At 68.8% G+C, this 22,695-nt stretch carries 21 protein-coding genes; 6 read left to right on the top strand and 15 right to left on the bottom strand.

From position 1 onward, the window contains the following. Nucleotides 1–299 precede the first annotated feature (299 nt). On the bottom strand, nucleotides 300–722 hold the full coding sequence (locus ACQP12_RS21910) for a hypothetical protein (RefSeq protein ID WP_433281573.1): 423 nt from the start codon (nucleotides 720–722) through the stop codon (nucleotides 300–302). Nucleotides 723–1,966: 1,244 nt separating this feature from the next. On the opposite strand from ACQP12_RS21910, the gene ACQP12_RS21905 reads away from it, so the two are divergent. Beyond that, nucleotides 1,967–2,326 (top strand): hypothetical protein, encoded by a 360-nt coding sequence (locus tag ACQP12_RS21905; protein WP_433281571.1) that lies wholly within the window; start codon nucleotides 1,967–1,969, stop codon nucleotides 2,324–2,326. Between the two features lie 469 nt (nucleotides 2,327–2,795). Here the strand turns inward: ACQP12_RS21905 and ACQP12_RS21900 are convergent, their stop codons facing one another. Beyond that, entirely contained in the window at nucleotides 2,796–3,038 is a 243-nt protein-coding gene (locus tag ACQP12_RS21900) for a hypothetical protein (protein ID WP_433281569.1), read from the bottom strand. A 333-nt stretch (nucleotides 3,039–3,371) separates the two neighbouring features. After that, nucleotides 3,372–3,740, bottom strand: a complete 369-nt coding sequence (locus ACQP12_RS21895; protein WP_433289579.1) for a hypothetical protein — start codon at nucleotides 3,738–3,740, stop codon at nucleotides 3,372–3,374. On the opposite strand from ACQP12_RS21895, the gene ACQP12_RS21890 reads away from it, so the two are divergent. Together ACQP12_RS21890 and ACQP12_RS21885 are read left to right on the top strand one after the other, a co-directional pair. After that, complete coding sequence (locus tag ACQP12_RS21890; protein WP_433289367.1) at nucleotides 3,666–3,974, top strand: GNAT family N-acetyltransferase; 309 nt, start codon at nucleotides 3,666–3,668, stop codon at nucleotides 3,972–3,974. The two genes, ACQP12_RS21895 and ACQP12_RS21890, sit on opposite strands and share 75 nt — an antisense overlap. Before the next feature lie 285 nt (nucleotides 3,975–4,259). Next, nucleotides 4,260–4,760 (top strand): hypothetical protein, encoded by a 501-nt coding sequence (locus ACQP12_RS21885; RefSeq protein ID WP_433281567.1) that lies wholly within the window; start codon nucleotides 4,260–4,262, stop codon nucleotides 4,758–4,760. Nucleotides 4,761–5,132: 372 nt separating this feature from the next. Here the strand turns inward: ACQP12_RS21885 and ACQP12_RS21880 are convergent, their stop codons facing one another. Then, nucleotides 5,133–5,399, bottom strand: a complete 267-nt coding sequence (locus ACQP12_RS21880; RefSeq protein WP_433281565.1) for a GntR family transcriptional regulator — start codon at nucleotides 5,397–5,399, stop codon at nucleotides 5,133–5,135. Between the two features lie 309 nt (nucleotides 5,400–5,708). Here ACQP12_RS21880 and ACQP12_RS21875 point away from each other — a divergent pair, with 309 nt between their 5' ends. Then, complete coding sequence (locus ACQP12_RS21875) at nucleotides 5,709–6,926, top strand: low temperature requirement protein A (RefSeq protein WP_357948384.1); 1,218 nt, start codon at nucleotides 5,709–5,711, stop codon at nucleotides 6,924–6,926. 285 nt (nucleotides 6,927–7,211) lie between these two features. Here ACQP12_RS21875 and ACQP12_RS21870 read toward each other — a convergent pair whose 3' ends face one another. Next, nucleotides 7,212–7,742: a winged helix-turn-helix transcriptional regulator gene (locus ACQP12_RS21870; protein ID WP_433281562.1), complete on the bottom strand. Its 531-nt coding sequence runs from the start codon at nucleotides 7,740–7,742 to the stop codon at nucleotides 7,212–7,214. A 58-nt stretch (nucleotides 7,743–7,800) separates the two neighbouring features. Between ACQP12_RS21870 and ACQP12_RS21865 the strand changes: the two genes are divergently transcribed. After that, nucleotides 7,801–9,354 (top strand): MFS transporter, encoded by a 1,554-nt coding sequence (locus ACQP12_RS21865; RefSeq protein WP_433281559.1) that lies wholly within the window; start codon nucleotides 7,801–7,803, stop codon nucleotides 9,352–9,354. A gap of 202 nt (nucleotides 9,355–9,556) precedes the next feature. Here ACQP12_RS21865 and ACQP12_RS21860 read toward each other — a convergent pair whose 3' ends face one another. The 10 genes from ACQP12_RS21860 to ACQP12_RS21815 all read right to left on the bottom strand — a co-directional run bounded on the left by ACQP12_RS21860 (nucleotide 9,557) and on the right by ACQP12_RS21815 (nucleotide 21,227). Continuing rightward, on the bottom strand, nucleotides 9,557–10,165 hold the full coding sequence (locus ACQP12_RS21860) for a DJ-1/PfpI family protein (protein WP_357948392.1): 609 nt from the start codon (nucleotides 10,163–10,165) through the stop codon (nucleotides 9,557–9,559). A gap of 713 nt (nucleotides 10,166–10,878) precedes the next feature. Beyond that, on the bottom strand, nucleotides 10,879–11,616 hold the full coding sequence (locus ACQP12_RS21855) for a hypothetical protein (RefSeq protein WP_357948398.1): 738 nt from the start codon (nucleotides 11,614–11,616) through the stop codon (nucleotides 10,879–10,881). A gap of 144 nt (nucleotides 11,617–11,760) precedes the next feature. Continuing rightward, entirely contained in the window at nucleotides 11,761–12,027 is a 267-nt protein-coding gene (locus ACQP12_RS21850) for a hypothetical protein (protein ID WP_433289365.1), read from the bottom strand. Nucleotides 12,028–12,063: 36 nt separating this feature from the next. Continuing rightward, nucleotides 12,064–13,563: an L-arabinose isomerase gene (gene araA / locus ACQP12_RS21845; protein WP_433281556.1), complete on the bottom strand. Its 1,500-nt coding sequence runs from the start codon at nucleotides 13,561–13,563 to the stop codon at nucleotides 12,064–12,066. Continuing rightward, complete coding sequence (locus ACQP12_RS21840; RefSeq protein WP_433281553.1) at nucleotides 13,560–14,258, bottom strand: L-ribulose-5-phosphate 4-epimerase; 699 nt, start codon at nucleotides 14,256–14,258, stop codon at nucleotides 13,560–13,562. Before ACQP12_RS21840 ends, araA begins: the two co-directional genes overlap by 4 nt. Next, nucleotides 14,255–15,919 carry a ribulokinase gene (gene araB, locus ACQP12_RS21835; protein ID WP_433281551.1) on the bottom strand — a complete coding sequence of 555 codons (1,665 nt, stop codon included), beginning with the start codon at nucleotides 15,917–15,919 and terminating at the stop codon, nucleotides 14,255–14,257. Before araB ends, ACQP12_RS21840 begins: the two co-directional genes overlap by 4 nt. Next, nucleotides 15,916–17,916 (bottom strand): glycoside hydrolase family 127 protein, encoded by a 2,001-nt coding sequence (locus ACQP12_RS21830; protein ID WP_433281549.1) that lies wholly within the window; start codon nucleotides 17,914–17,916, stop codon nucleotides 15,916–15,918. Before ACQP12_RS21830 ends, araB begins: the two co-directional genes overlap by 4 nt. An 8-nt stretch (nucleotides 17,917–17,924) precedes the next feature. Beyond that, a complete protein-coding gene (locus tag ACQP12_RS21825) occupies nucleotides 17,925–18,893 on the bottom strand; it encodes a carbohydrate ABC transporter permease (protein WP_433281547.1) in 969 nt (322 codons plus the stop codon). A gap of 7 nt (nucleotides 18,894–18,900) precedes the next feature. Further along, on the bottom strand, nucleotides 18,901–19,707 hold the full coding sequence (locus ACQP12_RS21820) for a carbohydrate ABC transporter permease (protein WP_433281545.1): 807 nt from the start codon (nucleotides 19,705–19,707) through the stop codon (nucleotides 18,901–18,903). Between the two features lie 221 nt (nucleotides 19,708–19,928). Continuing rightward, entirely contained in the window at nucleotides 19,929–21,227 is a 1,299-nt protein-coding gene (locus ACQP12_RS21815; protein WP_433281543.1) for an ABC transporter substrate-binding protein, read from the bottom strand. A 319-nt stretch (nucleotides 21,228–21,546) separates the two neighbouring features. Between ACQP12_RS21815 and ACQP12_RS21810 the strand changes: the two genes are divergently transcribed. Beyond that, the gene (locus ACQP12_RS21810) at nucleotides 21,547–22,578 is read left to right on the top strand and encodes a LacI family DNA-binding transcriptional regulator (RefSeq protein WP_357948416.1); all 1,032 of its coding nucleotides are present in this window, start codon (nucleotides 21,547–21,549) and stop codon (nucleotides 22,576–22,578) included. Nucleotides 22,579–22,695: the final 117 nt, after the last annotated feature.

The following is a 22,695-nucleotide window of genomic DNA, read 5'->3' as shown; positions in this document are numbered from 1 at the left end:
TGGCAGTGTGGGGGTCAGGGGTTCGAGTCCCCTCGGCTCCAGCCTTCACGATGAGGGCGTTCGTCACAGATGACGGACGCCCTTCGTCGTGATCCGGCATGAGATCATGCTATGCGGGCCCTTCGGCGGGTGCTGGCGACCGAAGTCTGGGTTACTCCGGCAGCTGCCCGGCACCCTTTGATGAACTCTCACGCCTGTTGCACGTAACCGAGGCCCCGGTGTCCCCGCGGCCTCGGTTATGTTCTCGCACGTACCCAAGGGGTCGTGAAGCTGTCGTTAGCGGATGGTATCGACCGCCATCAGGAGGCGGGCCGGACCAGGTTGCCCTGGTATGTGCAGGGGTAGACGGGAACCGAGCAGAGATACACCTTGATGACGGTGATCCCGCCAGCAGGGCCGTCCTGGGTGAAGTTAAAGCTTGTGGTTTCGTTCGATGCGGTTCGGGTTTGATACGTCCCTAAGTCCTTCGTGCCCTGCCAGAAGTTGAACCTGACGGTGGTGCTGTCCGGCGATACGATTTGGGCGTTGTGGTCGTAGACGTAGCCTTGGATTGCGACTGACCGGTTGTACCAGGTGACCGAGCCCGCTGTAGTTCCAGGGCCGTAGGCAGGGGCGAAGTCGAAAGTGGTCGTCGGATAGGCGTAGGCCGGTGATGCTGAGAAGCCGATGCTGGCAGCGAGCGTGGCGACAGCTACGGCGGCACTGAGCTTGCCGTTTTTCAACTTGTCTCCTTGTCAGCGGTGCGTGGCGCTTGCGGACGAACTCTCCAACCATGCTGGAAGATCAGATTCAAGCACACCTATTGGCTGTCGGCTGCCCCGTCACGGTGTGGCCTTCCCGGCCGCCTGGATCTACTCAACACCAACGCTGGCACCATCGGGCAGAAGCGGCAGCGTGTGGAGCAGCACCGGCAGGGACATCGGTTCCGAGCTGGCGATGGTTGGGGGATAAGGACGACGTGCAGAGCTACACCCGAGGTCCAGCCTGAAGGACGGGCAGCCCAGTACGGTGAGCCAAGCCAGCAGGGTTCGCTCCCGAGGTGCGACCGTTGGCAAGGGGACAGCGGGTGTCCTCACCCTCCTCGGCTAAGCGAGCCGACTTCAGCTGTGTGACCTGACATCATCGTTGACATCAACGGTGGCGGCCGAGGTCGGACCAGTAGGGACGGATTTCGTCTTTGGGCCGGGCCCGATGAACGTCCGCGGACGCTACGGCTCTCGTCGGAAGCGCCTTAGAAGCGAGGGGTCGGAACGGGCGAGAGAGCCTGGAGTCGGCGAGGACCAGGCCCAGGCCGTCAAAGGCGGACCAAGAGTACCTAACGAGGACCATCAGCGCTTAGCGTTTGCGCAGCTCAGCACCCGAGTTGGCCAGCTTCGCCGGACGCGTCAATAGGCCGGCGACAGTTCAACGCCAAGTGATGCTTGCGGTCCGCTTGCTCCGGACCGGCACCATCGGGCACATGGAGGCGGTGACGGCTCTGCTTGGCTGACTCTTGCAGTCCTGCATCACGGCCGCACTGAGGGTGTCCTCCAGGGCGTCCGGGTCCGGCGCGACTAACTGGATCACCGGCGGAGCGCAACTTATCGTTGACGGGCGGCTTTGCGGGTGGGCCATGGTTCAGGTCGACCGCTCCACTACAGTCGGTCGGCGGCAAACAGGGAAAATTTGTGTGCTCAACGGTCACTTCAAGTGATCGTTGCCAAATGTCACACAGCTCCGTTACAGTGTGGATCTGGCCTTGATCATGGGGGAGTTCATTGACTGATTGCTGGCCGCAATCATCGTTGTCGGGTGCGTTAATGCGCCTGCGCGGAACCTTCTCCATGGCGTTCTAGCGTCCTTGGATTGTCCGTAGAGAAAGGTTGAGATCATGGATGTCCGCAAACTCGCAAATAGGGTGGCAGTATGTGGCGTTGTGGCCGCAGCTACCGTTGTTGGACCGAGCGCGCCGGCATACGCTCAGGACGTGAGTTTCTACGTCTGCGCAAGCAACTACTGGCCCGATTGTTACGGTTCGCCCGCCTGGACCTCCGGTGACATTGCCTGGCTTAATCGGTCGGCCACGCTCGCTGGCGATGTCTACGATCATCTTGACGGAGGCACCACCGCGATCTTCGAGGCAATGGTCAGCGGCAATTCGAAGCCTGTTGCGATCCAGACGCGGTTTGCCGACGACACGAACCCTAAGTTCGGCACCCAGAGGAGTTTTAGCTTTACTATGACCTACGACGTGCCCGGCGGTTTCGACCGCATCAGGATCACGGTGTGCAAGAACTACCAGCAGTCGAACCAGATCTGCAGCCCGCAATACAACTACTGGCGGTAGTTGCTCTCCATCGGGAACACCCGGCAGGCGGTGAGGCGAAATGGCGTCCCTCGGCGTGACGGGTCGACAGGCGATTCGTCAGTGAAAGTATGAACGCATGTCCTCATGGGCAGCGAAAGGCCCGGCCACATCTCGGTGGACCCCCCGGGCCTTTCTGTTGTGCCCGCTAGGGCGCGAGCGCGAACCGGAGCGCGTCGGGCTTGGCCTGCGCGGCCTCCTTCTGCCGTTCGGCCTGCTGGGCGCGCGCTGCTGCGCCGCGCGCTTCTCGGCCTCCGCGCGGGTCAGCTGCTGCTCCAGCGAGCTGACCTGACCCATGAGGTTGTCAACTCGGCCACGTACCTCGCCGCGCCCTGCTCGGCGAGCTGCCGGTAGTAGTCGTATTACACATCCGACTTAGACGATCTTCATTTTTGGTTGGTCTTACGGAGCCGCGTCGCGGGCTGGGTAGCGGATGCTGCGCGCGCCCGCGCTAGTGATCCTCAATCATCGGCTCAACCCACGCCGCGTTGTCGAACTCCCATGTCCAGGTGATGCCGTCCGAGCTGCCCATGGATTGGTTGACGGCGGCGGCGATCAGGTGTTGCTCTGCGGGCACGATGGCGACTCGCTGCCGGACTCGCTTCGCGCGGCAGATGTGGTACTTCAGGCCTTCGATGTCTACGACTCCGCACTCGCCGCCTGGCCGGTCGACAGAGGACGACTCCACCGTCACGGGCCAGCCTTCCTTATTGGCCTTGAAGTAGAGCCAGACCTCGAAGGCGCGTTCACAGGTCAGCCGCGATGTGACAGTGGCTGACCTGGTGGGCGACGGACGAGTCGACCTGTACGCCGGATTCAGTTGGCCGCTAAGTCAGTGGCCGGCGAGACGATAGGCGGGGAGGATGCGTCGATGGCTCGATCGGCTGTGCTGAACCGCGTCCAGGACCTCTGGGTCAGCCTCGTTGGTGTCGCCACAAGCTTCCCGGCAGACGGCGTGCGGGTGGTCGTCGCTCCCGAGTCCCGGCTGTGCCCGCCGGCATGGGCCGGCATCGTGGTGTTGGGATGCTCAGGCATCGCCACCGCGCCGGACGCTGCTACCGCCCGGTTCTTGCGCGAATCGCTCACCGGGAGGCCCCTCCGGTCGGCCGTCGAGGCTGAGCGGTGGAGCGGCGATCACGGCGTAGTGGATGTGCTCGGTCCTGCCTCGTTGGCATACCTCGACGAGCGGGATTTCCAGCCAGCGACGGGGGACGCTGACATGGCCCATTTGCCGCCAGGACACCCAGACCTTGATCGGTTGGTCGCAGATGTCGCCGAGGACGACGTTGCGGAGAGCGGGATTGACGAAATCACGTCGCCTGTGTTCGTCGTTCGGGACGGCGCAGGAGTGGCAGCTGCGGCGGGTTACCGCCAGTGGCCACGCTCGGTCGCTCACCTCTGCGTGCTGACGAGCTCCCGCTTCCGAGGTCGTGGGCTGGCCCGTGCGGTGGCTTCCGCTGCGGTGGCAGAGGCACTTCAGAACCAACTACTACCGCAATGGCGCGCTCGCCCCGAGGCCTCACGGCGGCTGGCTCGCCGTCTCGGCTTTCATGAACTTGGAAGCCAGGTGAGCATCAGGATCTCGGCCCGCCAAGCCGACAGCAACGGGGCGAGACGAGGGCGGCCATAGACGGCGGGCGGCGGACAGCTGCCCGAGGTGGCACACGCGGACGGACCGTGGCAGACCAAGCGCCCAGAACTTGTAATCGAGGCGTCGGGCAGCAGCGAGGCAGCGAGAAGGCGGCAGCAGCGGCGACCTGACATCAGCCATTGACATCAACGGTGGCAGCCGAGGTCGGACCAGCGCGGACGGGTGCCGCCTCCGGGCCGGGCCCGGTGGACATCCGCGGACGCTACGGCTCTCCCGGGAAACGCCTTGCAAGCGAGGCGTCCGGGCCAGGTGCGCCGAGCGGGCATGCAGGTCAAGAGACCGTTCACCCAAGGGTTGACAACCCTGGTTGTCGAGCTGATTCTGGGTGAGAGGCGATTGGCGAAGGAGCCCATGATGCGGGAACTGACGTCGGACGAGCGGCACGAACTCCGGCGGGAACTGAGTGCTGTCGCCACTAGTTGGGCGCAGCGGCTGAATGCGCCTGGCATGGATGCGCAGCATGGAGCAGAACACGAGCGGAGCCGCCAGGACGGGATGCGGGCTCACCTGGCCCGCATGGCGGCTGGGGAGCAGATGCGTCGGCTCCTCGCCGACCTCGTATCTGCCAGCGCGGAGGAAGCGGCGATGTGCGGGGCCGGGTATCCCGAGCTTGGGGCAGCGGTAGGCGCCAGCCGGCAAGCGGCGCGCAAGCGTTGGCCCAACCTGTCGATCTCGAAGCGGCGCGCCAACGAGTGGAAGCAACCGCCCGGGAGCATCGGCTGGGCCGGTAGCCATCTGGGGTACCCAGGACCACCCGGGACCTGAGCGGCCTGATCGGCTGAGGCCGAGTGGGACAGGGCGGACGAGCAGCCATTGGAGCAGCCAAGCCGGCGATTACCAGCGGACAATCTCGGACCAGGACACCACGTGAGGCACGACGACCAGGCGGCGGACCAGCACCATGGGACCGACTGGTGATGCGTAGATCAGCGGCCGACTCGGATGCGGTCGGCTGGATACAGCTCACGGGATCCGTCGGCGCGGAAGACCACAGGACCGGAACGCCTTCGCCGACGTCCAGCTCCTTGCGTTCTGCGGGGGTGGGCATCCGGGCTGAGGCGGTGTCGCCCTTGAGCAGGCTCACCGTCTCGGTCGCTTCCGTACTGCAGACGAAGGTGCCGCGCGGGGGTTGGACGATCACGAGCCCTTCCGGCGGAGCAGGGAGATGGCCTGCCGGACGCTCGTCCGGCTCAGTCCATACTCCTGAGCCAGTCGCAGCTCACTAGGCAGCGACGCGCCAGGCGCGAGGTCACCGGACGGAACCCCGCCATGACCACACCTGTACGCCGGGCGCGCCCGGCCGACGTATCCGCAGTCACCGCACTGCTCGTCGACGCCCTGTCCCGCGATCCGGTCGCCGAATGGCTGGTCCCGGACGCCGGCAACCGACCGGACGTCCCGCACCGGCTCCTCGCCGTCGACATCGACCACGCCATCGAGACCGGCTCAAGGACGCGACCCCGGCCGGGGTCCTCCTCGGAAGCGGCAAGCTCGCGACCGAGCTCGACCGGCTAGACCTGATCGACGAGCATCAGCTGCTCGTCCCTCTCGCGCTCGCCGAACGACTCCTGACCAAGGACCACAAACCTCGACAGGTACGCGTAGGTGTCATCGGCGCCTGGCTCGCATCAGCGTCTACCGCCTTCACCAAGCGGTTCGATGAAACGGGTGAAATCAGTGCGGGCAAGACGATGTTCCGGCGACCATGGGCGGGTGGGGCGACCATCGGAGCCGGCGCAGACCGGGGGCATCATGCGCGGCGAGGAGGACGCCCAGCAGGCCAGCTTCCTGGAGCTGTTCTTCGACCTGGTGCTGGTCTTCGCTCTGGTCGGGGTCGTTAGCCGGATGGGGCCGGACCTTCTTTCCGACGACGTGGGTGTGCGCTGGCTGTCGCTGCTGTACGCGGCTGTGCTGGCCCTGCCGTTGCTGTGGCTGTGGACGACCACCGCGTACCTGACCAGCCGGTTCGACTACCGCAACGGCTGGATTCAGCTGCTGGTCCTGGTCAGCGCGTTCGGCCTGCTGATCATGGCGACGTCCCTGTACGAGTTTGAGCAACACGGCGCCACCTTCGCCATCGTGTACGTGGTGCTGCACATCGGACGCCCCTTGCTGCTCCGGCCTTTGTTACGGAAGCACGAGCAGGTACGGGCGCTCTACACCCGCCTGGCCATCTGGGCCGGCATCACTGGCGTCATCTGGCTCGCCGGGGCGGTGGTGCGCGGCAACCTCCGGCTCGCCCTGTGGTTGATCGCCATCACCGTGGACCTGGTCGTGGCGCGGGTCAGATGGCCGGTACCCGGCATGGGCCGACCACCGACCAGCGCGTGGGCGACGGCCAGCAGCCGATACCTGCCCGAGCGCTACCAGCAACTGTTGTTGATCGCGCTCGGCGAGACGGTGCTGTCCATCGGCCTCACCTACGCCACCCACTCCACCACGCTCGCCGCGAAGGCGGCCCTGGTGGTCACGTTCCTGTCGTCCGTGCTGATGTGGCGGATCTACTTCTACCGCGCTGGCCAGGTGCTGGCCGAGGCCGTCGAGATGTCGACGAACCGGGCAGCCGCCGGCGGAATCATCGGCGTGGCCCATCTGCTCATGGTGCTCGGCATCACCTTGGCCGCGGCTGGCGCGGAAATCGTGTTGGCGAATCCCGAGGGGCCCTCCGTGCCGGCCTGGCTCGCGGTCATCCTCGGCGGGCCGGCGCTCTTCCTGTTCGGCCGCAGCCGGCTGGAACGCATCGTCTTCAACCGGCTCGCCGTGCGCCGGCTCGTCGGCATCGGCGTTCTCCTCCTGCTGGCACCGCCGCTGTTCTTCGCCCCGCCGCTGCTGGCCGCCATCGCCGCCGCGGTGGTGCTGCTCGGGGTCGCCGTCGCGGACGCGCGCCGCGCCGCCGGCCGCCCACTGGAGGCTCCGTCCCCGTCCGCCTAGCAGAGGCGGTCCGCAAAGGGCCCGGCGAAATCGTGGTGGCCGACGAAGAGGGAACTGTGGTCACTCCCAGCGCCTGTCAAGAGCAGGTGTTCCGGAAGCTAAGACAGATGGCAAAGGAGGCCAACGAATCCCTCGATGCATGGGCCCTCTCCCCGGGCGAGATGGAGTCGACCGAAGCTCCGCACGGTTTCACTCTGCCAACAAGGCGTCCCCGCGACCGTGGATCGCCTCATCCGGGGGGATGGTGTCAGCACAGACCCCGGCGGCAGGGGCTGGCGATCGCCGTTACCGGAGGTCGGCGCCGTTTCCGTCCGTCACTAGCCGGGCGGCCGTGTCGGGTGGCGCCACTTCGTGCCCCTGCGCGCACTTCACCACGACGCCGAGCGGGCTTCCACAGCCGGCGTGCACGAGTTCGACGCCGCCCTCCCGGCCGAGTCGCTCCCCCCACTGCATCAGGGCGACGAGCACGGGGAAGAGCTCTCGGCCCAGCTCGGTGGGGACGTACTCGTACCTGGTCCGCTTGCCCGGCTCCTGGTAGGGCCGCCGCCGCAGCAGGCCGTCGGCGACCAGTTGCTTGAGCCGTTTGGCGGCAACCGCCTCAGTCAGGCCGGTACGCCGGGCCAACTCGTCGAAGCGCCGGCCACCGTAATAGATCTCCCGCATGAGGACCATCGCCGACCGGGTGCCGATCAGCTCCAGCGCGTGCTCGATGCGGCACCAGCCCTCCGCCTGCCACGCGTCGCGATCGGCGAAGCGGCCGGTCAACGTGATGATGGTGTCGGTGTCGGGCCCGGCCGGCCCTGCTGGCCGTGTCATGGCTACCACACCCCTCTGGCTAGGCATTTGCATAGCCAGGGGTGCTACCGTTCTGGCTATGCTTTCCAATAGCCAGCTTATCACCGCGGCAGGGCGCCACCCCGCCCCCACGATCGAGAGACGCCGACGATGGTTCGCCCTGTTCGTCGTCTGCCTGGGCGCGATGATGACCTTCGTCAACGTGTCGTCGACCATCTCGGCGCTGCCGCCGATCCAGGACGACCTGCACATGTCCGCCAGCACGCTGGTCTGGGTGAGCAGCGCCTTCAGCCTCGCCGTGGTGAGTCTGGTCCTCTCCGCCGGCACGCTGAGCGACCTGTTGGGGCGGCGGCGGGTCTTCTGCTACGGCGTCGCTGTGTTCACGCTCGGCAGCGCCTTCGCCGTCGCCGCGCCGAACGTGGGTCTGCTCATCACCGCCCAGGCCGTGATGGGGCTCGGCGCCGCGGCCGTGTTGCCGTCGAGCCTGTCGATCGTGAGTCACGCCTTCCCCGACCAGCACGAGCGGACCGGCGCCATCAGCGTATGGGCCGGCTGCTCCGGCCTTGGGCTGGCGATCGGCCCTCTGGTGGCGGGAGCGCTCCTGGGCCGAGCCTCCTGGCACGCGGTCTACCTCACCAACCTGGTCCTCGGGGTGCTCGCCCTCGTGCTCACCCCGCTGTTCGTGGCGGAGAGCAAGCATCCGACCCGGCGACTCGACCCCGCCGGCGTGCTGCTGGGCACGACCGCCATCGCGTCGGCGACCTACGCCATCATCCAGGGCGGCGCCAGCGGCTACGGCCGGCTGCCGACCGTCGTGGCTTACGCAGTCTTCGCCGTCTCGCTGGCGGCCTTCGTCCGGCTCGAACTCCGCCACCACGACCCCATGCTGGACCTGCGGCTGTTCAAGAACGCCTCGTTCGCGACCGTGATGACCATCGGCGCCGTGACGATGTTCGGCTTCGTCGGCATCTGCCTGCTCACCGTCCTTTACCTGGAGCGGATCGCTCACGCGAGCGCCCTGGAGACCGGGGTGAAACTGCTCCCCATGTTCGTCCCCTACATCGTCGTCAGCGCATTCGCCGGACGCCTGGCCCGCCGGGTCGGCATCGCCCCCGTGCTCGCTGCGGGGCTCGCCCTCATGGGCGCCGCGGCCCTCGCGCTGCTGCTGGTCGGCCCGAACAGTGGGTACGGGGTGATGTGGCCGGGGCTCTTCGTCGCCGGCGTCGGCTCGGCGCTGCTCGTGGCGCCCTCGACCGCTGCCGCCGTCAACAGCGTGCCGCCGCTCCAGGCCGGCATGGCCGCCGGCTCGGTCAACATGTTCCGTCAGCTGGGTAGCGTGCTCGGCCCGAGCATCCTCGGCACCCTCGCGACGACCCGCTTCCCGAAGTACCTGCACGAGCAGCTCACGTCGGCCGGAGTGCCGTCCGGCACGGCCGAAGCGGTCGTCGGGGGAGCCGCCCACCACAGCAGCGCGGGTCAGCTCCCGGCCCCGCTGGCACACACGCTTTCCCTGGCCGTACCGCGGGCCTTCACCGACGCCCTGCACCTCGGCTGGCTCGTCGGTGGCGTCGTCCTGTTCCTTATGGTGATCCCGACGGTGCTGTTCGTCCGGCAGCGCCCGGCAACTCCCTGATCCACGGTTGGCTCGGCCCGTCACCGGCAAGATGCCGCCGTCGCCGCGCCGAGCGTGAGCCTGCGCAGCGCCCTGCTCCGCCGCCCGGGAAGGCGCGGTTCAGCGTCGATCACGGTATGAGGATGCGGGCAGGAGCACCCTCAAGTGCGCCTGGACATCGTGCCAGGACCGAAGGCGGCCGCGAAAGGATGATCCCGCTGCGTCAGCGCACTGCGACCTCGCCCGCGTGGACGGCACGCATGGCGCGCTCGACGGACTCCTGGTTCTCGCCGACCGGAGCCACGTAGTCGATGACGTCGCGCGCAGCGCCTTCCCCGAGCATCCGGGTGATCACCCACGTGGCGAGATACTGGGACGCCAGGCAGCCGCCTGCCGTGGCAATGTTCCCCTCGGCGTGGAACGGCGCGTCCAGCACTGTGACGTCGCAGGCTTCGACAAAAGGCCGGCTCTTCATGTCCGTGCAGGCCGGCATGCCATCCAGCAGCCCGAGCCGGGCAAGGACCAGCGCGCCGGAGCACTGCGCACCGATCAGCTGTCGCGACGGATCGAGCAGCAGCCTGGAGATCAGCCGGTCGTCGGCGACCACCTCGCGCGCCTTCACTCCGCTGCCGATCAGCACAACGTCGGCGTCGGTCACGAACTCGATCGGGCGCTGCCCGGTCACCTCGACGCCGTTCATCGATGTGACCACGGGCGTCGGCGTCGTGATGAAGGCTTCCAAGCCGTTCTTACGACACCGGTTGATCAGCGCCGAAGCGATGAAGCTGTCGAGCTCGTTGAACCCGTCGAAGGTGACCACGGCTACCTGCATCACAACTCCCTGAGTACGGCACCAGGATCCCCACTCTCCCTGGCGCGCCGCTCCGGGCCGAGTGCCAATCGGCGGCTCGCGGCATGCAGACCTGCGCTCCGCGTCTCGAGACGCACACGCTGAGAAGTGGGCTTTGAGAGGTGCGAGCCGGAACAAGAGCTTCACCCGTTAGAGGGTAAATATGATAACGCCGAGACGATCTGGGCAGTTCTGCGTGGACCCATCCTGATCACCAGATTTCTCAGCACGGACGGCGTCGGTGAACTCGTGGATTTCATGCCGGTCGCGGGGGATCAGGCTGTATCGCGCATGGCGCAGCATGACTGGGCCGGAGCGGACCGCGTCAGGCGGCACCGTGGGCGGTATGTAAGGCCATCGTTGTTCAAGCTCCGTGAACGCCATCCGGCGCGCGGCTCCATGGCGCGCTCGCGAGGAGTATGGCGCTGCCGGCGTCGGCCGCGACACCGGAGATGTCGAGGATCGGGACGCCGGCGGCCTGATTGGAGAATGGTGGGCGAGCCGAGCGTGGTTCATCAATGACGAGGCCCCGGGTGGCAGCCCGCTTCGGTGTGGTCAGGGGCGGCGTCCGGACGGATTTCGGCCGTTGCGGCCTTCTGTAGGTGAACCTCAGCGGCGCGGCCGGGCAGGGGCTTCCTGGACCCGTCTCGTGCGACGCGTCCGGTACTGGCGTGAACCGCCGCGGAGCGGCGAGATCACACGGTGATCCGGGCCGCGTGCTCGGCGGCCTGTTCTGCGGCAGGTGGAGGTCGTCGGCGTTGGTAGATCAGCAGGACCACGAGCAGGAGCACGAGTAGCAGCGTTCCCTCGATCAGCCACAGCAGCCAGGACGGCAGAGCCGGGCTGCCGTCCGCCGCGCCCGGCTTTCCCAGCCAGCGCAGGTCACCCGTGATCACCAGCGGCTGACCGGCGACCGTTGCGTGCACCGTCCAGTCACCGATCGGATGGGGATGGCGGGGGTCTGCGGCGACCACCGGCGGCCGGGCCTGGCCCATCCAGTGGATGCGGTGGTCGTGCCAACGCTTGGTGCCGCTCGTGCTGGTCGTCTTCCAGGCCGGAGCCAGCGTGCCGCCGTCCTGCCCGGTGGGCACGCTGTCGGCGAACAGGCTGCGGTTCAGGTACGTCGTCTGGGAGAGTTCGTTCTCCTGCACGGCTGTGGCGGTGATCCGCAGGTACGGTTCCCGCGTGTAGCCGAGAACGATCAACTCGTCCGGACCGTTGTTCGTCAGCTCGATCCACTCGCCGCCAGGATCGACCCGCACCTGGATGTCCGGCCGGGCCGGCGTGACGGCATGCAGCTCGGCTCGGTAGTAAGCGGCATCCGGGATCGGCTGGCCGCCGATGTGTGCCTGAGCGACGCCCGGCGTGAGCCCACCCAGCAGAACGGTCAGCCCGGCCAGCAATACGGCGGACAGGCGCTCAGGTCGGTCCATAGCTGCGATTCTGACCACCGTGACCCTGCTGCGGCTCGCAGATGACCAGACTGTCATCGGCCACCCCCATGCCGGCAGGCGAGCCAGGCCGGCGCATCGGGCGGTGGAGTTCGGTTCCTGGGCGGTACTGCCGAGGGGCCGTTCCTATCCGGGCCCCCGTACGTCCGCCCTTCGGACTGGCTCGGCAGCAGCAGGGCTGCGGTCTGCGCTGTCCTGCTCGCCGGCTGCGGCGAGAAAGGCGTCATAGCGGGCCAGGCCGTCGTCCTCGTCGCGGTCGGCAGCGCGGTCGAGGCGGCGTTGCTTCCGCCGGTCGGCGTCGATCCATCGGCGGACGAGGAGGATCATGACGAGGGCGGCGGGGATCTCGCCGGAGGCCCAGGCGATGCCGGCGCCGAGCTTCTGGTCGTCCAGCAGGGACGACGCAAGGGCGTCTCTTCACCGCCAGGGTCAGAGACCCTGTGCGAGCCGGTGGTAGGCGTTGTTCCACCTCAGCTCCCGGGCGAAGCCGCGCGTTGTGGTCGTCTCGTCGATGTAGGCGAGCTCGACGCCCGCCATCTCGGCGAAGTCCTCCAGGTGTTCACGGGTCAGCGCGGTGGAGAGCACGGTGTGGTGGGGGCCTCCGGCGGTGAGCCAGGAGGTGGTCGAGGTACGCAGGTCCGGACGGGGCGCCCAGACCGCTCGGGCGACGGGGAGCGCGGGGAGTGCCTCGAGCGGCCGGACGAGGTCGATCGCGTTGCCCACGAGGCGGAAGCGGTCGCCCATGTCGGCCATGCCGACGACGAAGCCTTCGCGGGGGGCGGCGTCGAACACGAGCCGGACGGGGTCCTCGCGGCCGCCGATACCGAGCGGGTGGATCTCGAGGCGGGGCCGGCCGGCGGCGATGGACGGGCAGACCTCGAGCATGTGTGCGCCGAGCACGAGCTGACGGCCGGGCTCCAGGTGGTAGGTGTAGTCCTCCATGAAGGAGGTGCCGCCGGGAAGGCCGTCGGCCATCACCTTCAGGGTGCGCAGCAGGACGGAGGTTTTCCAGTCGCCCTCACCGCCGAAGCCGTAGCCGTCGGCCATCAGCCGTTGAACGGCCAGGCCGGGCAGCTGGCGCAGGCCGCCGAGGTCCTCGAAGTTGGTGGTGAACGCCCCGTAGCGGCCCTCGGTGAGGAACTGCCGCAGGGCCAGCTCGATCCGGGCGCCGTAGCGCAGCGACTCGTGCCGCTCCCCACCGGCCCGCAGCTCGGGGCTGACGTCGTACAGCTCGTCGTACTCCTTGACGAGGGTGTCGACGTGGGAGTCGGTGACGGCGTCGACGACGGCGACGAGGTCGTTGACGCCGTGGGTGTTGACCGAGACGCCGAAGCGGCGCTCGGCCTCCACCTTGTCGCCCTCGGTGACCGCGACGCCCCGCATGTTGTCGCCGAAACGCACCAGCCGGAGGCCGCGCACCTCGGCGAGCCCGACGGCCGCGCGTGCCCAGGCCGCGACGGCGGCAACGGTGTCGGGATCGGAGACGTGGCCGGCCACGGTCTTTCGCACGACACCGAGGCGGGACTGGATGTAGCCGAACTCGCGGTCGCCGTGTGCGGCCTGGTTCAGGTTCATGAAGTCCATGTCGATCGTGCGCCAGGGCAGGTCGCGGTTCGCCTGGGTGTGCAGGTGCAGCAGCGGCTTCTGCAGGCGTTCCAGACCCGAGATCCACATTTTCGCGGGGGAGAAGGTGTGCATCCAGGCGATGATGCCGGCGCACGCGTCGTCGCTGCTGGCGTCGAGCAGGACCCGGCGGATCGCGTCGGCGTCGGTGAGCACCGGCTTGGCGACGACGTCGGCGACGATCTCCTCGCTGGCCGCGAGGGCGTCGGAGATCACCTTCGACTGCTGGGCGACCTGGGCGAGGACGTCCTCGCCGTAGAGGCCCTGACTGCCGGTGAGGAACCAGATCTGGGGGCGCGCGCTCATGGGACGGCGTTTCCCTTCTGTCCGTAGACGTTCTGATAGCGGTCGTAGAGACTGTCGATCGCGGCGGGGGCGAGTCGCGGCGTGACGCCGAGCTGCTGGGCGATGTGGACGGTGCGGGCGACGTCCTCGAGCAGCACGGCCGCCTTCACCGCGTCGCGCGGAGTCGCGCCGATGGTGAACGGGCCGTGTCCGCCCATGAGCACGGCCCGCGAGCGGCTGTGGCGGAGGGTCTCGACGATTCCGCGGCCGATCGAGTCGTCGCCGATGAGCGCGAACGGCCCGACCGGAATGTCACCGCCGAACTCGTCGGCAACCATGGTGAGCACGCACGGGATGGGCTCCCGCCGCGCGCACCACGCGGTGGCGTAGGTCGAGTGGGTGTGCACCACGCCGCCCACCTCGGGCAGGTGCCGGTAGACGTAGGCGTGTGCCGCGGTGTCGGATGACGGTTGGTGCTCGCCGTGCACCAGACGTCCCTGGAGGTCGGTGACGACCATCGTCTCGGCCGACAGTTCGTCGTAGGAGACACCCGACGGCTTGATCACCATCAGGTCGGCGTCCGGCACCCGGGCCGAGACGTTGCCCGCGGTCCAGATCACCAGCTCGTTGCGGGTCAGCTCGGCGTGCAGCCGGACCAGCTCCTCGCGCAGCACCTCGATGGCGTGCCGCACCGCCGCGGTCGTGGTGGTGGTCACCGGAGGGCCCTCCTGCGGATCGCCTTGAGCCGCCGCATGACGTCGGTGCCGCCCCGGCCGAAGTGGTCGTGCAGCGCGCGGTACTCGGCGTAGAGCTCGTCGTAGGCGGCCGAATTCTCGGCCACCGGCCGGTAGGCGCCCACCTCGCGGCCGCCCATGGCAGCCGCCGCGTGGCGGATGTCGGGGTAGGCGCCCGCGGCGACCGCGGCGTGGATCGCCGACCCGAGCGCCGGGCCCTGGTCGGAGGTCACCACCGACAGGGGCATGCCGAGCACGTCGGCGTAGATCTGCATCAGCAACGGGTTCCTGAGCAGGCCGCCGGCGACGATGAACTCCGCCACGGGTACGCCCGCGTCGCGGAACGCCTCGACGATGGTGCGGGCGCCGAATGCCGTGGCCTCCAGGAGCGCCCGGTAGGTGTCCTCGGGGCGGGTGGCGAGGGTCTGGCCGACGACGAGGCCGGAGAGTTCGTGGTCGACGAGTACCGACCGGTTGCCGCTGTGCCAGTCGAGGGCCATGAGCCCGTGCTCGCCGATCGCCTGCTTCGCGGCGAGGTTGGTGAGGTGCTCGTGTACCGAGATGCCCTGCTCCCGGGCCGCGGCGTGGTACTCCGGCGGCGCGCCGGTCCGGACGAACCACCCGAAGATGTCGCCGACACCCGACTGACCGGCCTCGTAGCCCCACAGGCCGGGGACGATCCCGCCGTCCACGACACCGCACATGCCCGGGATCTCGCGCAGCACAGCGCCGCTCATCACGTGGCACGTCGAGGTGCCCATGATCGCGACCATCTGGCCCGGCTCCACCGCCTGCGCGGCGGGAGCGGAGACGTGGGCGTCGACGTTGCCCACCGCCACCGCGATGCCCTCCGTCAGCCCCGTCCACGCCGCGGCCTCGGCGGTCAGCCGACCGGCCGCCTCGCCGAGCTGGCCGATCGGCTGGGCGATCTTCTCCGCCACGAACCCGGCGAAGTCCGGGTTGAGCGCGGCGAGGAACTCGTGGGACGGGTACGACCCGTCCTGGTAGATCCCCTTGTAGCCGGCCGTGCACGCGTTGCGGACGTACCGGCCGCACAGCTGCCACACGATCCAGTCCGCGGCTTCGACGAACCGGTCCATCGCGCGGTATACCTCGGGGGCTTCCTCGAGGATCTGAAGGCCCTTGGCGAACTCCCACTCAGAGGAGATGAAGCCGCCGTACCGGGCCAGCCACGGCTCCCCGCGCTCGGCGGCGAGGGCGTTGATCCGGTCGGCCTGGCTCTGCGCCGCGTGGTGCCGCCACAGCTTGACGTACGCGTGCGGGTTCGCGGCGAACTCCGCCGTCTCGCACAACGGGGTCCCGTCCGCGAAGGTCGGGACCATCGTGCACGCCGTGAAGTCCGTCGCGATCCCGATGACGCCGGCCGGGTCCACGCCCGCGGCGCGCACCGCCTGCGGGACCGCGGTCCGCAGCACGTGCAGGTAGTCGGCCGGCACCTGCAGCGCCCACTCCGGCGGCAGCTTGTCACCCGTGCCCGGCAGCACCGTGTCCACCACGCCGTGCGGGTACTCGCACACCGCCGAGCCCAGCTCCGCACCGTCGGACACGCGCACCACCACGGCGCGACCGGACAGCGTGCCGAAGTCCACGCCCACCGTGCAGGTCTCGGTAGGTGTTGTCATGACTCCTCCGAGCCCGGGCCGGGGTTCGGTTGCGCGGCGACGGGCAGCCACACGCGCATGGTGGACGGTCCCCGCTCGGCCCAGTCGTGGTACGGGATCAGCGGGACGTCGAACGCCCTCGAGGGCACCGGCTCCAGCGAGTGCCCGGCGTAGGGCCAGGGGAGATCGGGCCCGGGTTCCGCCGCCGCCACGAGACGTACCCGTGGTCGGCCGTCGTGGTCGTCGAGGCGGGCTCCGGCGTCGATCCGGACGTCGGCGACGTCGGTGACGGTCCCGTTGCTGACGACGTCCAGGTCGATGGATTCGAGGCAGTAGACCTCGGGCCCCCGTTCGACGGCGACCTGACCGCGCACCGCGTCGATGCGGGGATCGGGATGGGTCAGGCGCGGTCGCATCGGCAGGACCAGCTCGACCACGTCCCCGGTGTGGAAGGACCGACGCGCGGTGACCCACCCGGGTTCGGCGTCCGTGGTGCTGACCTCACCGGCTGCCGTGGTCACCGTCAGCCGGGCCCCACCGGCCCACTGCGGCACCCGGATCGAGAGGGTCCACGGGGCAGCGGCGTCCCGGGTGGCGGTGAGGCGAACGGACCCCGAACGGGGGTAGTCGGTCTGCACGTCGAGGGCGACGAGTTCCCCGTTGTCCAGCCGGGTCCGGATGCGGCAGCTGGCGAACTGGTGGATCTGGACGCCCTGTGCGTCCGCGGTGGCGACCAGCGCGTCGAGGCTGGCGAGCGTGCGCGCGACGTTGGGCGGGCAGCAGGAGACCGAGAACCAGGGCGCCCGGAGGGAGGATTCGGCGCGCAGTGAGACGGTGTCCGGGTCCGGTACGGCCCCAGGACTGCGCTGGTGCAGGGTGTTGGCGTAGTAGAACGCGGTGCCGGACGCCGAGGGGGACGTGGCGACCACGTTGTAGAGCGTCCGCTCGATGAGGTCGCCGTGGCGCGTTTCGCCGCAGGCCAACAGCAGGCGCCAGCTGAACATGATCGAGGCGATGCTCGCGCAGGTCTCCGAGTAGGCCCGGTCGGGTGGGAGCACCCAGTCCTCACCGAAGGCCTCGTCCTGATGGTGGGAGCCCTGGCCGCCGGTCAGGTAGGTACGCCGGGCCACCGTGTTGTCCCACTGGGTGGCCAGGGCGGAGAGAAGCTCGTCGTCGCCGGTGTCGACGGCGACGTCGACCGCGCCGGCCGCCAGGTAGTTGGCCCGGACGGCGTGCCCGCGCAGCACCTCGGCCCGGCGCACCGGGATGTCGTCCTGGAAGTACTGCTGGCCCCACTCGATGGGGCGCAGCGTGCCGGTGCCGCGGCGGGCGATGAACAGCTCGGCCTGCCGCAGGTAGCGCTGCTCTCCGGTGACGCGTGCCAGCTCCGCGAGCCCGGCCTCGATCTCGGCGTGTCCGCACACGCTCCGGATGCCGTCGTCGCCGAAGACCTCGCAGACCAGGTTGGCGGCGCGGCAGGCGATGGCCAGCAGGTCGTCGCCGCCGTCCGGTCGCGTGCGGGCTCGGGCTACCGCGGCCTGGAACAGGTGCCCGAGGCAGTACAGCTCGTGGCCCCACTCGAGGTCGGACCACCGTGGTGCCTGCCCGGGCCGCCCGAAGTTGGTGTTGAGGTACCCGTCGGGTTCCTGCGCCGGGGCGATCCGGCCGACCACGTCCCGGAAGGCGGCCTCCAGCGTGTCGTCACCGGTACGCCCGATCTCCCAGGCCAGCGCCTCGAGGTACTTGTAGATCTCCGAGTCGGCGAACTCGCGCCCGCGCCGGCCGTCGGGCAGGGAGCCGGCGGCGGCGAGCTCGAAGTTCCTGATCCAGCCCTCCCGCTCGAGCCAGTGACCGATGTGCGCCAGGGTGCGCTCGCCGTTGACCGACTGGCGCTCGGCCCAGAAACCCTCGGTGATGCGGACCTCGTCCAGGCCGAGCGGGCGCAGCCGTCCGGCCCTGGGGGCGGCGGGGACGAACCCGGTCCGACGGCGGCCGGTCGTGGGATCTGTGATCGTCATCGTGGGGTTCATCCTTTGAAGGCGCCGGACATGAAGCCGCGGACGTAGTGGCGTTGCAGGAGGAGGAACAGGACGATGCAGGGGAGGGCCAGCACCACGACCCCGGCTTCCGTGGCGCCGTAGTCGATGACTCCCTGCACCTGGACGCGCAGGTTGGACACGGCCAGCGGGAGCGTGAACTTGTTCGAGTCGTTGATCAGAATCAGCGGGGCCATGAAGTCGTTCCACGCCGTCAGGAAGGCGAAGAGGCCCACGGTGATCAGACCGGGCTTGACCGCCGGCAGCAGCACCCGCCACAGCGCGGCCCAGGAGGAGCAGCCGTCGACGAGGGCCGCCTCGTCCAGCTCGCGGGGGATGGCCTCGAACGAGATCCGCATCATGAAGGTGGAGAACGGCAGCTGGAACATCGTCAGGACCAGGGCTACGCCGATGAGCGAGTTCTGCAGGCTGAGCTGGTTCAGCAGGACGTAGAGCGGGATCAGCATGGTCGCGTAGGGGACCATGAGGATCGCCAGGGTGGTCAGGAACAGGAGGTTCTTGCCGGGGAAGCTGAACCGCGCGAACGCGTACCCGCCCAGCAGGGAGATCGCCAGGGTGAGGAAGACCGTGGTCAGGGAGACGAAGGCCGAGTTGGCGAGGTACTGCCAGATGCCGGCCTGATAGTGGGTCAGCGTGCGGTAGTTGCCCAAGCCCCACCCGTCGGTCTGGTTGGTGCCGGCGTGCGGCGACACGGAGGCGATCGCCGCCCAGGCCAGCGGGAACAGGAAGATGACGGCCAGGCCCCCGGTGAAGATCCAGTACGGCGTACGGAGGACCAGGCCACCGATGCTTGTCGTGCGAGGACGGCGCTCGGGGCGGCGACGCCGGGTTGCCGTCGTGACGGCGGTGCCACCGCGTGCCGGGGAACGGTCGGGCCGGCGCGTACCCGGGTCCGTTGCGGCATGAGCGCCGGCCGGCGTCGGTGCATGGGTGCTCATGTCGCTCTCACTTCCCGTCCGGGTTGTGGAAGGCCCGTAGCTGCACGGCGTTGATGACGACCAGGGCGATGAGGGCGATGACCGACAGCGCGGCGGCCACTCCCAGGTCGTTCTGGCCCTGGAAGGCCATCGTGTAGATGAGTTGGACGACGGTGATGGTGCTGTTGTCCGGGCCGCCCTTGGTGAGGATGTAGAACTGCTCGAAGGCCAGCAGGGAACCGGTGACGCACATGATCGTGGTCAGCGCCAGCGTCGGCCGCAGCAGCGGAAGGGTGATCCGGCGGAAGGTCTGCCAGCGGGACGCGCCGTCGATCCGCGCCGCCTCGAAGATCTCGCCGGGGATGCCCTGCAGGCCGACCAGCATGAGGAGCATGTAGAAGCCGGCGAAGCGCCAGACGATGAGGAACACCGTGGAGAACAGGGCAGCGTTGGGGCTGCCCAGAAACGTCCAGCCGAGCTTGTTCATGAGATCCGCGGCGGGACCGGCGATCGGCGAGTACAGCACGTAGAACAGCAGGGACGCCGAGGCGAGCCCGAGAGCGCTGGGGATGAGGAACGACGCCCGCAGCAGGCCCTTCCACCGGGTGGATTCCTGCACCAGCAGGGCCAGTCCCAGGCCGAGACCGATGAGCAGGACGGTGGCCACGACCGTGTACTTGACCGTGAAGATGACCGAGTCGGCGAAGAAGCGGTTGTCGAGAACCTTGCGGTAGTTGTCCGGGGCGTTGACGCCCTGGTCGCCGCTGAGCAGCGGCCAGCGCGAGAGCGACATCTTGACCACCAGCAGCAGCGGCAGGATGAACAGGATCGCCACGAACACCGCGGTGGGCGAGACGTAGAGCCACCCCTTGACCGCCTCACCGCGGCGCGCGGGTGACGCCGCGTTCGAGCGTCGGCGGGAGCGTCTGGCTCGGCCGGACATCAAGGACATATTCACGGCACGGCCCTCCAGTAGACGTGCTCAGCGCGGGGGAGTGGGTCACCCGCTGCCGGACCCGGTCGCGCGACGACCGAGTCCGGCACCAGGGCGGTGGACTACTGGGACAGCACCGAGGTGATCTGCTCGTTGTTCGACTGCAGCTTGGTTCCCTCGCCGAGGACGGCGTCGCGGACCAGGCTGAGCCACGGGCTGTTCGCGGCGTTGTACGCCTGCTGGAAGTTCAGCGCGACGGGCGTCTGCCCCTTGCCGGCCACCTCGTTGATGGTTACCAGCCGCGGGTCCTTGACGGCGTACTTGTTGCTGGCCAGGTCGCCGCGGGAGACCACGTCGTTGTCCTTGGCCAGGACCTCGACCTGGGCCTCCTCCGACATCATCCAGTTGAGGAAGTTCCAGGCCTGTGCGGCCTTCTTGGAGTCCTTGGAGATGCCGAGGCCGTCACCGCCGACGAACGTGGACGCCCCGCCGCCGGGTCCCGGGATGCCGGCGACGCCGACGTCGAACTTGGTCGACGACAGCAGCGTGGCCGGGTAGAACATCAGGCCCACCTTGCCCTCGGTGAATCCCGCGGTCCAGGTGGCGCCGGTCTCGTCCTTCGACGAGGGCAGAACGGCGCCGGACTTCCAGAGGTCGCGCCAGGTGTCGAAGATCTTCTTGCTCTGGTCGCTGGTGTAGTTGGCCTGCGTGCCGTCGCCGTTCATCACCTGGCCGCCGGCGGCCCAGATGCTGGGGAACCAGGTGAAGACGAGGCACCCGCCGCAGTTGAGTCCGGTCGCGGTGCCGTACACGTCCTTCTTGCCCAGGGCCTGGATCTTCTTGGCGGCGGCGGCGTACTCCTCCAGGGTGGCGGGCGCCCTCTCCGGGTCGAGCCCGGCTTCGGTGAACAGCGCCTTGTTCCAGAAGAGCATCGACAGGTCCAGCACGAACGGCAGAACGTGTTCCTTGCCGTCGACGGTGCCGGCGCCGAGGTGTCCCTTGTTGATCGAGTCCTTGAAGCTCAGCCCGTCGACGTTGGCGCTGATGTCGCGGAACAGGCCCTGCTTCACCCAGTTCGGCACGTAGACGATGTCGGCGGCGAACAGGTCCGGAAGGCCCTTCGACCCGGCTGCGGCCCCCACCTTGGCGACGTAGTCGTCGTTGGGGACGACGGTGAGGGTGACCTGGTTCTTGTGGCTCTTGTTGTAGGCCTCGACCAGAAGCTTGGCCTGCTTCTCCAGGGGTGCTCGCGTCCAGAGCGTGAGCTGGCTGCCGTCGTCGGTGCCGTCCGGGCCGACGCTGACCGCTGCCCCCGGCGACCCGTCGCTCCCGCCGCCACACGCGGCCAGCGCGAGGACCGCCGCACTGAGGCCGGCTGCCAGGACGGCGCGGAGACCGCCCCGCCGGTGGAATATCTTCATCGCTACTCCTCTGCCCATCGATGAGCGGGAGCCGCTGCACGGCCCCGGTGGTGGTGTGGTGAGAGCCTTGCCGTGTGCTTTTGTCGCTGACAGGTCGACGCCGGGTACGGGTCGTGGCCCAGGAATGCGTCCGGGTCCCCGTGGTGGTGGGAGGATCGCGGGACAGGCGGTGACTGAGGTGTCGCTGTGAAAAGACCGAAACCCTTTTCGTTGCGTGTAAAGTAGTGGCCGACGTCACCGTCGTCAAGCACTTGGTGCGGCGGCTGACGCAGGCTCGGCCCGTTGGCGAACCGTGGGCCGGAACGATGGAGGGGTGCGCATGGCGGGCAGGGACCAGGTCGGCGGGAGCAAGGCGGTGACCCTGACGGAGGTGGCCCGGCTGGCCGGCGTCTCGGTGGCCACGGCGTCGAAGGCCCTCAACGGGCGCAGTCAGGTTGCCGCACGCACCCGGGCGCGCGTGCTCCAGGCGGCCGAGCAACTGTCCTTCGTGCCCAACACGCTCGCGCAGGGGTTGCTGGTGGGCCGCACCGGAACCGTCGGTCTGCTCACCAGCGACCTCCAGGGCCGGTTCGTCCTCCCGATCCTCATGGGCGCCGAGGACGCGTTCGGCGCGGGCCGCGTGAACGTCTTCCTGTGTGACGCGCGCGGGGACACGATCCGCGAGCAGCACCAGCTCAAGGCGTTGCTGAGCCGGCGGGTCGACGGTCTCATCGTGGTGGGGAGCCGGACCGACTCGCGCCCCTCCGTCGGTCACGACCTCCCCGTCCCCGTCGTGTACGTCTACGCGCCGTCCGACGACCCGGAGGACCTGTCGCTCGTCCCCGACAACGTGGCGGCGGGGAGACTCGCGGTCGAGCACCTGATCAGCTGCGGGCGGAGCCGCATCGCGCACGTGACCGGTGACCCCTCCTACGCGGCCGCGCAGGACCGGGTCACCGGCGCCCGGGCGGCGCTCGACGCCGCCGGGCTGGAACTGGTCGGCGAGGTGATGTACTCGGAGTGGTCCGAGCGCTGGGGTCGGGACGCGACCGCGGTGCTGCTCGAGCGCTACCCGGACATCGACGCCGTCCTGTGCGGCTCGGACCAGATCGCCAGGGGAGCGTTGGACACCGCGCGTGACCAGGGGCGGAAGGTTCCGGGCGACATCGCCGTCATCGGGTTCGACAACTGGGACGAGATGGTCACCAACTCCCGGCCGGAGCTGACGAGCATCGACCCCAATCTGCAGCTGCTCGGCCGGTCCGCGGCGCAGCGGGTGTTCGCCGCCCTGGACGGCGAGGAGCTGGGCAGGGGCGTGCACACCCAGGCGCCCCGCCTGGTCATCCGTGGCTCCACGGTGGCCCGGCGGTGAGCTGAGCCTTCACCCGTTCGGCTGGGTCGCCCGACCGGCTCGGGTGCCCTCGGTGGATACCCACCGGCCCACCGCAAACCCTTTCGGACGTCGTTCGTCGGCGGTCCGGCCGGCAGC

It is taken from the genome of Micromonospora sp. CA-244673 (assembly GCF_050948395.1).
GTDB lineage: Bacteria > Actinomycetota > Actinomycetes > Mycobacteriales > Micromonosporaceae > Micromonospora.
This window is presented reverse-complemented; position numbering and strand designations above follow the sequence as displayed.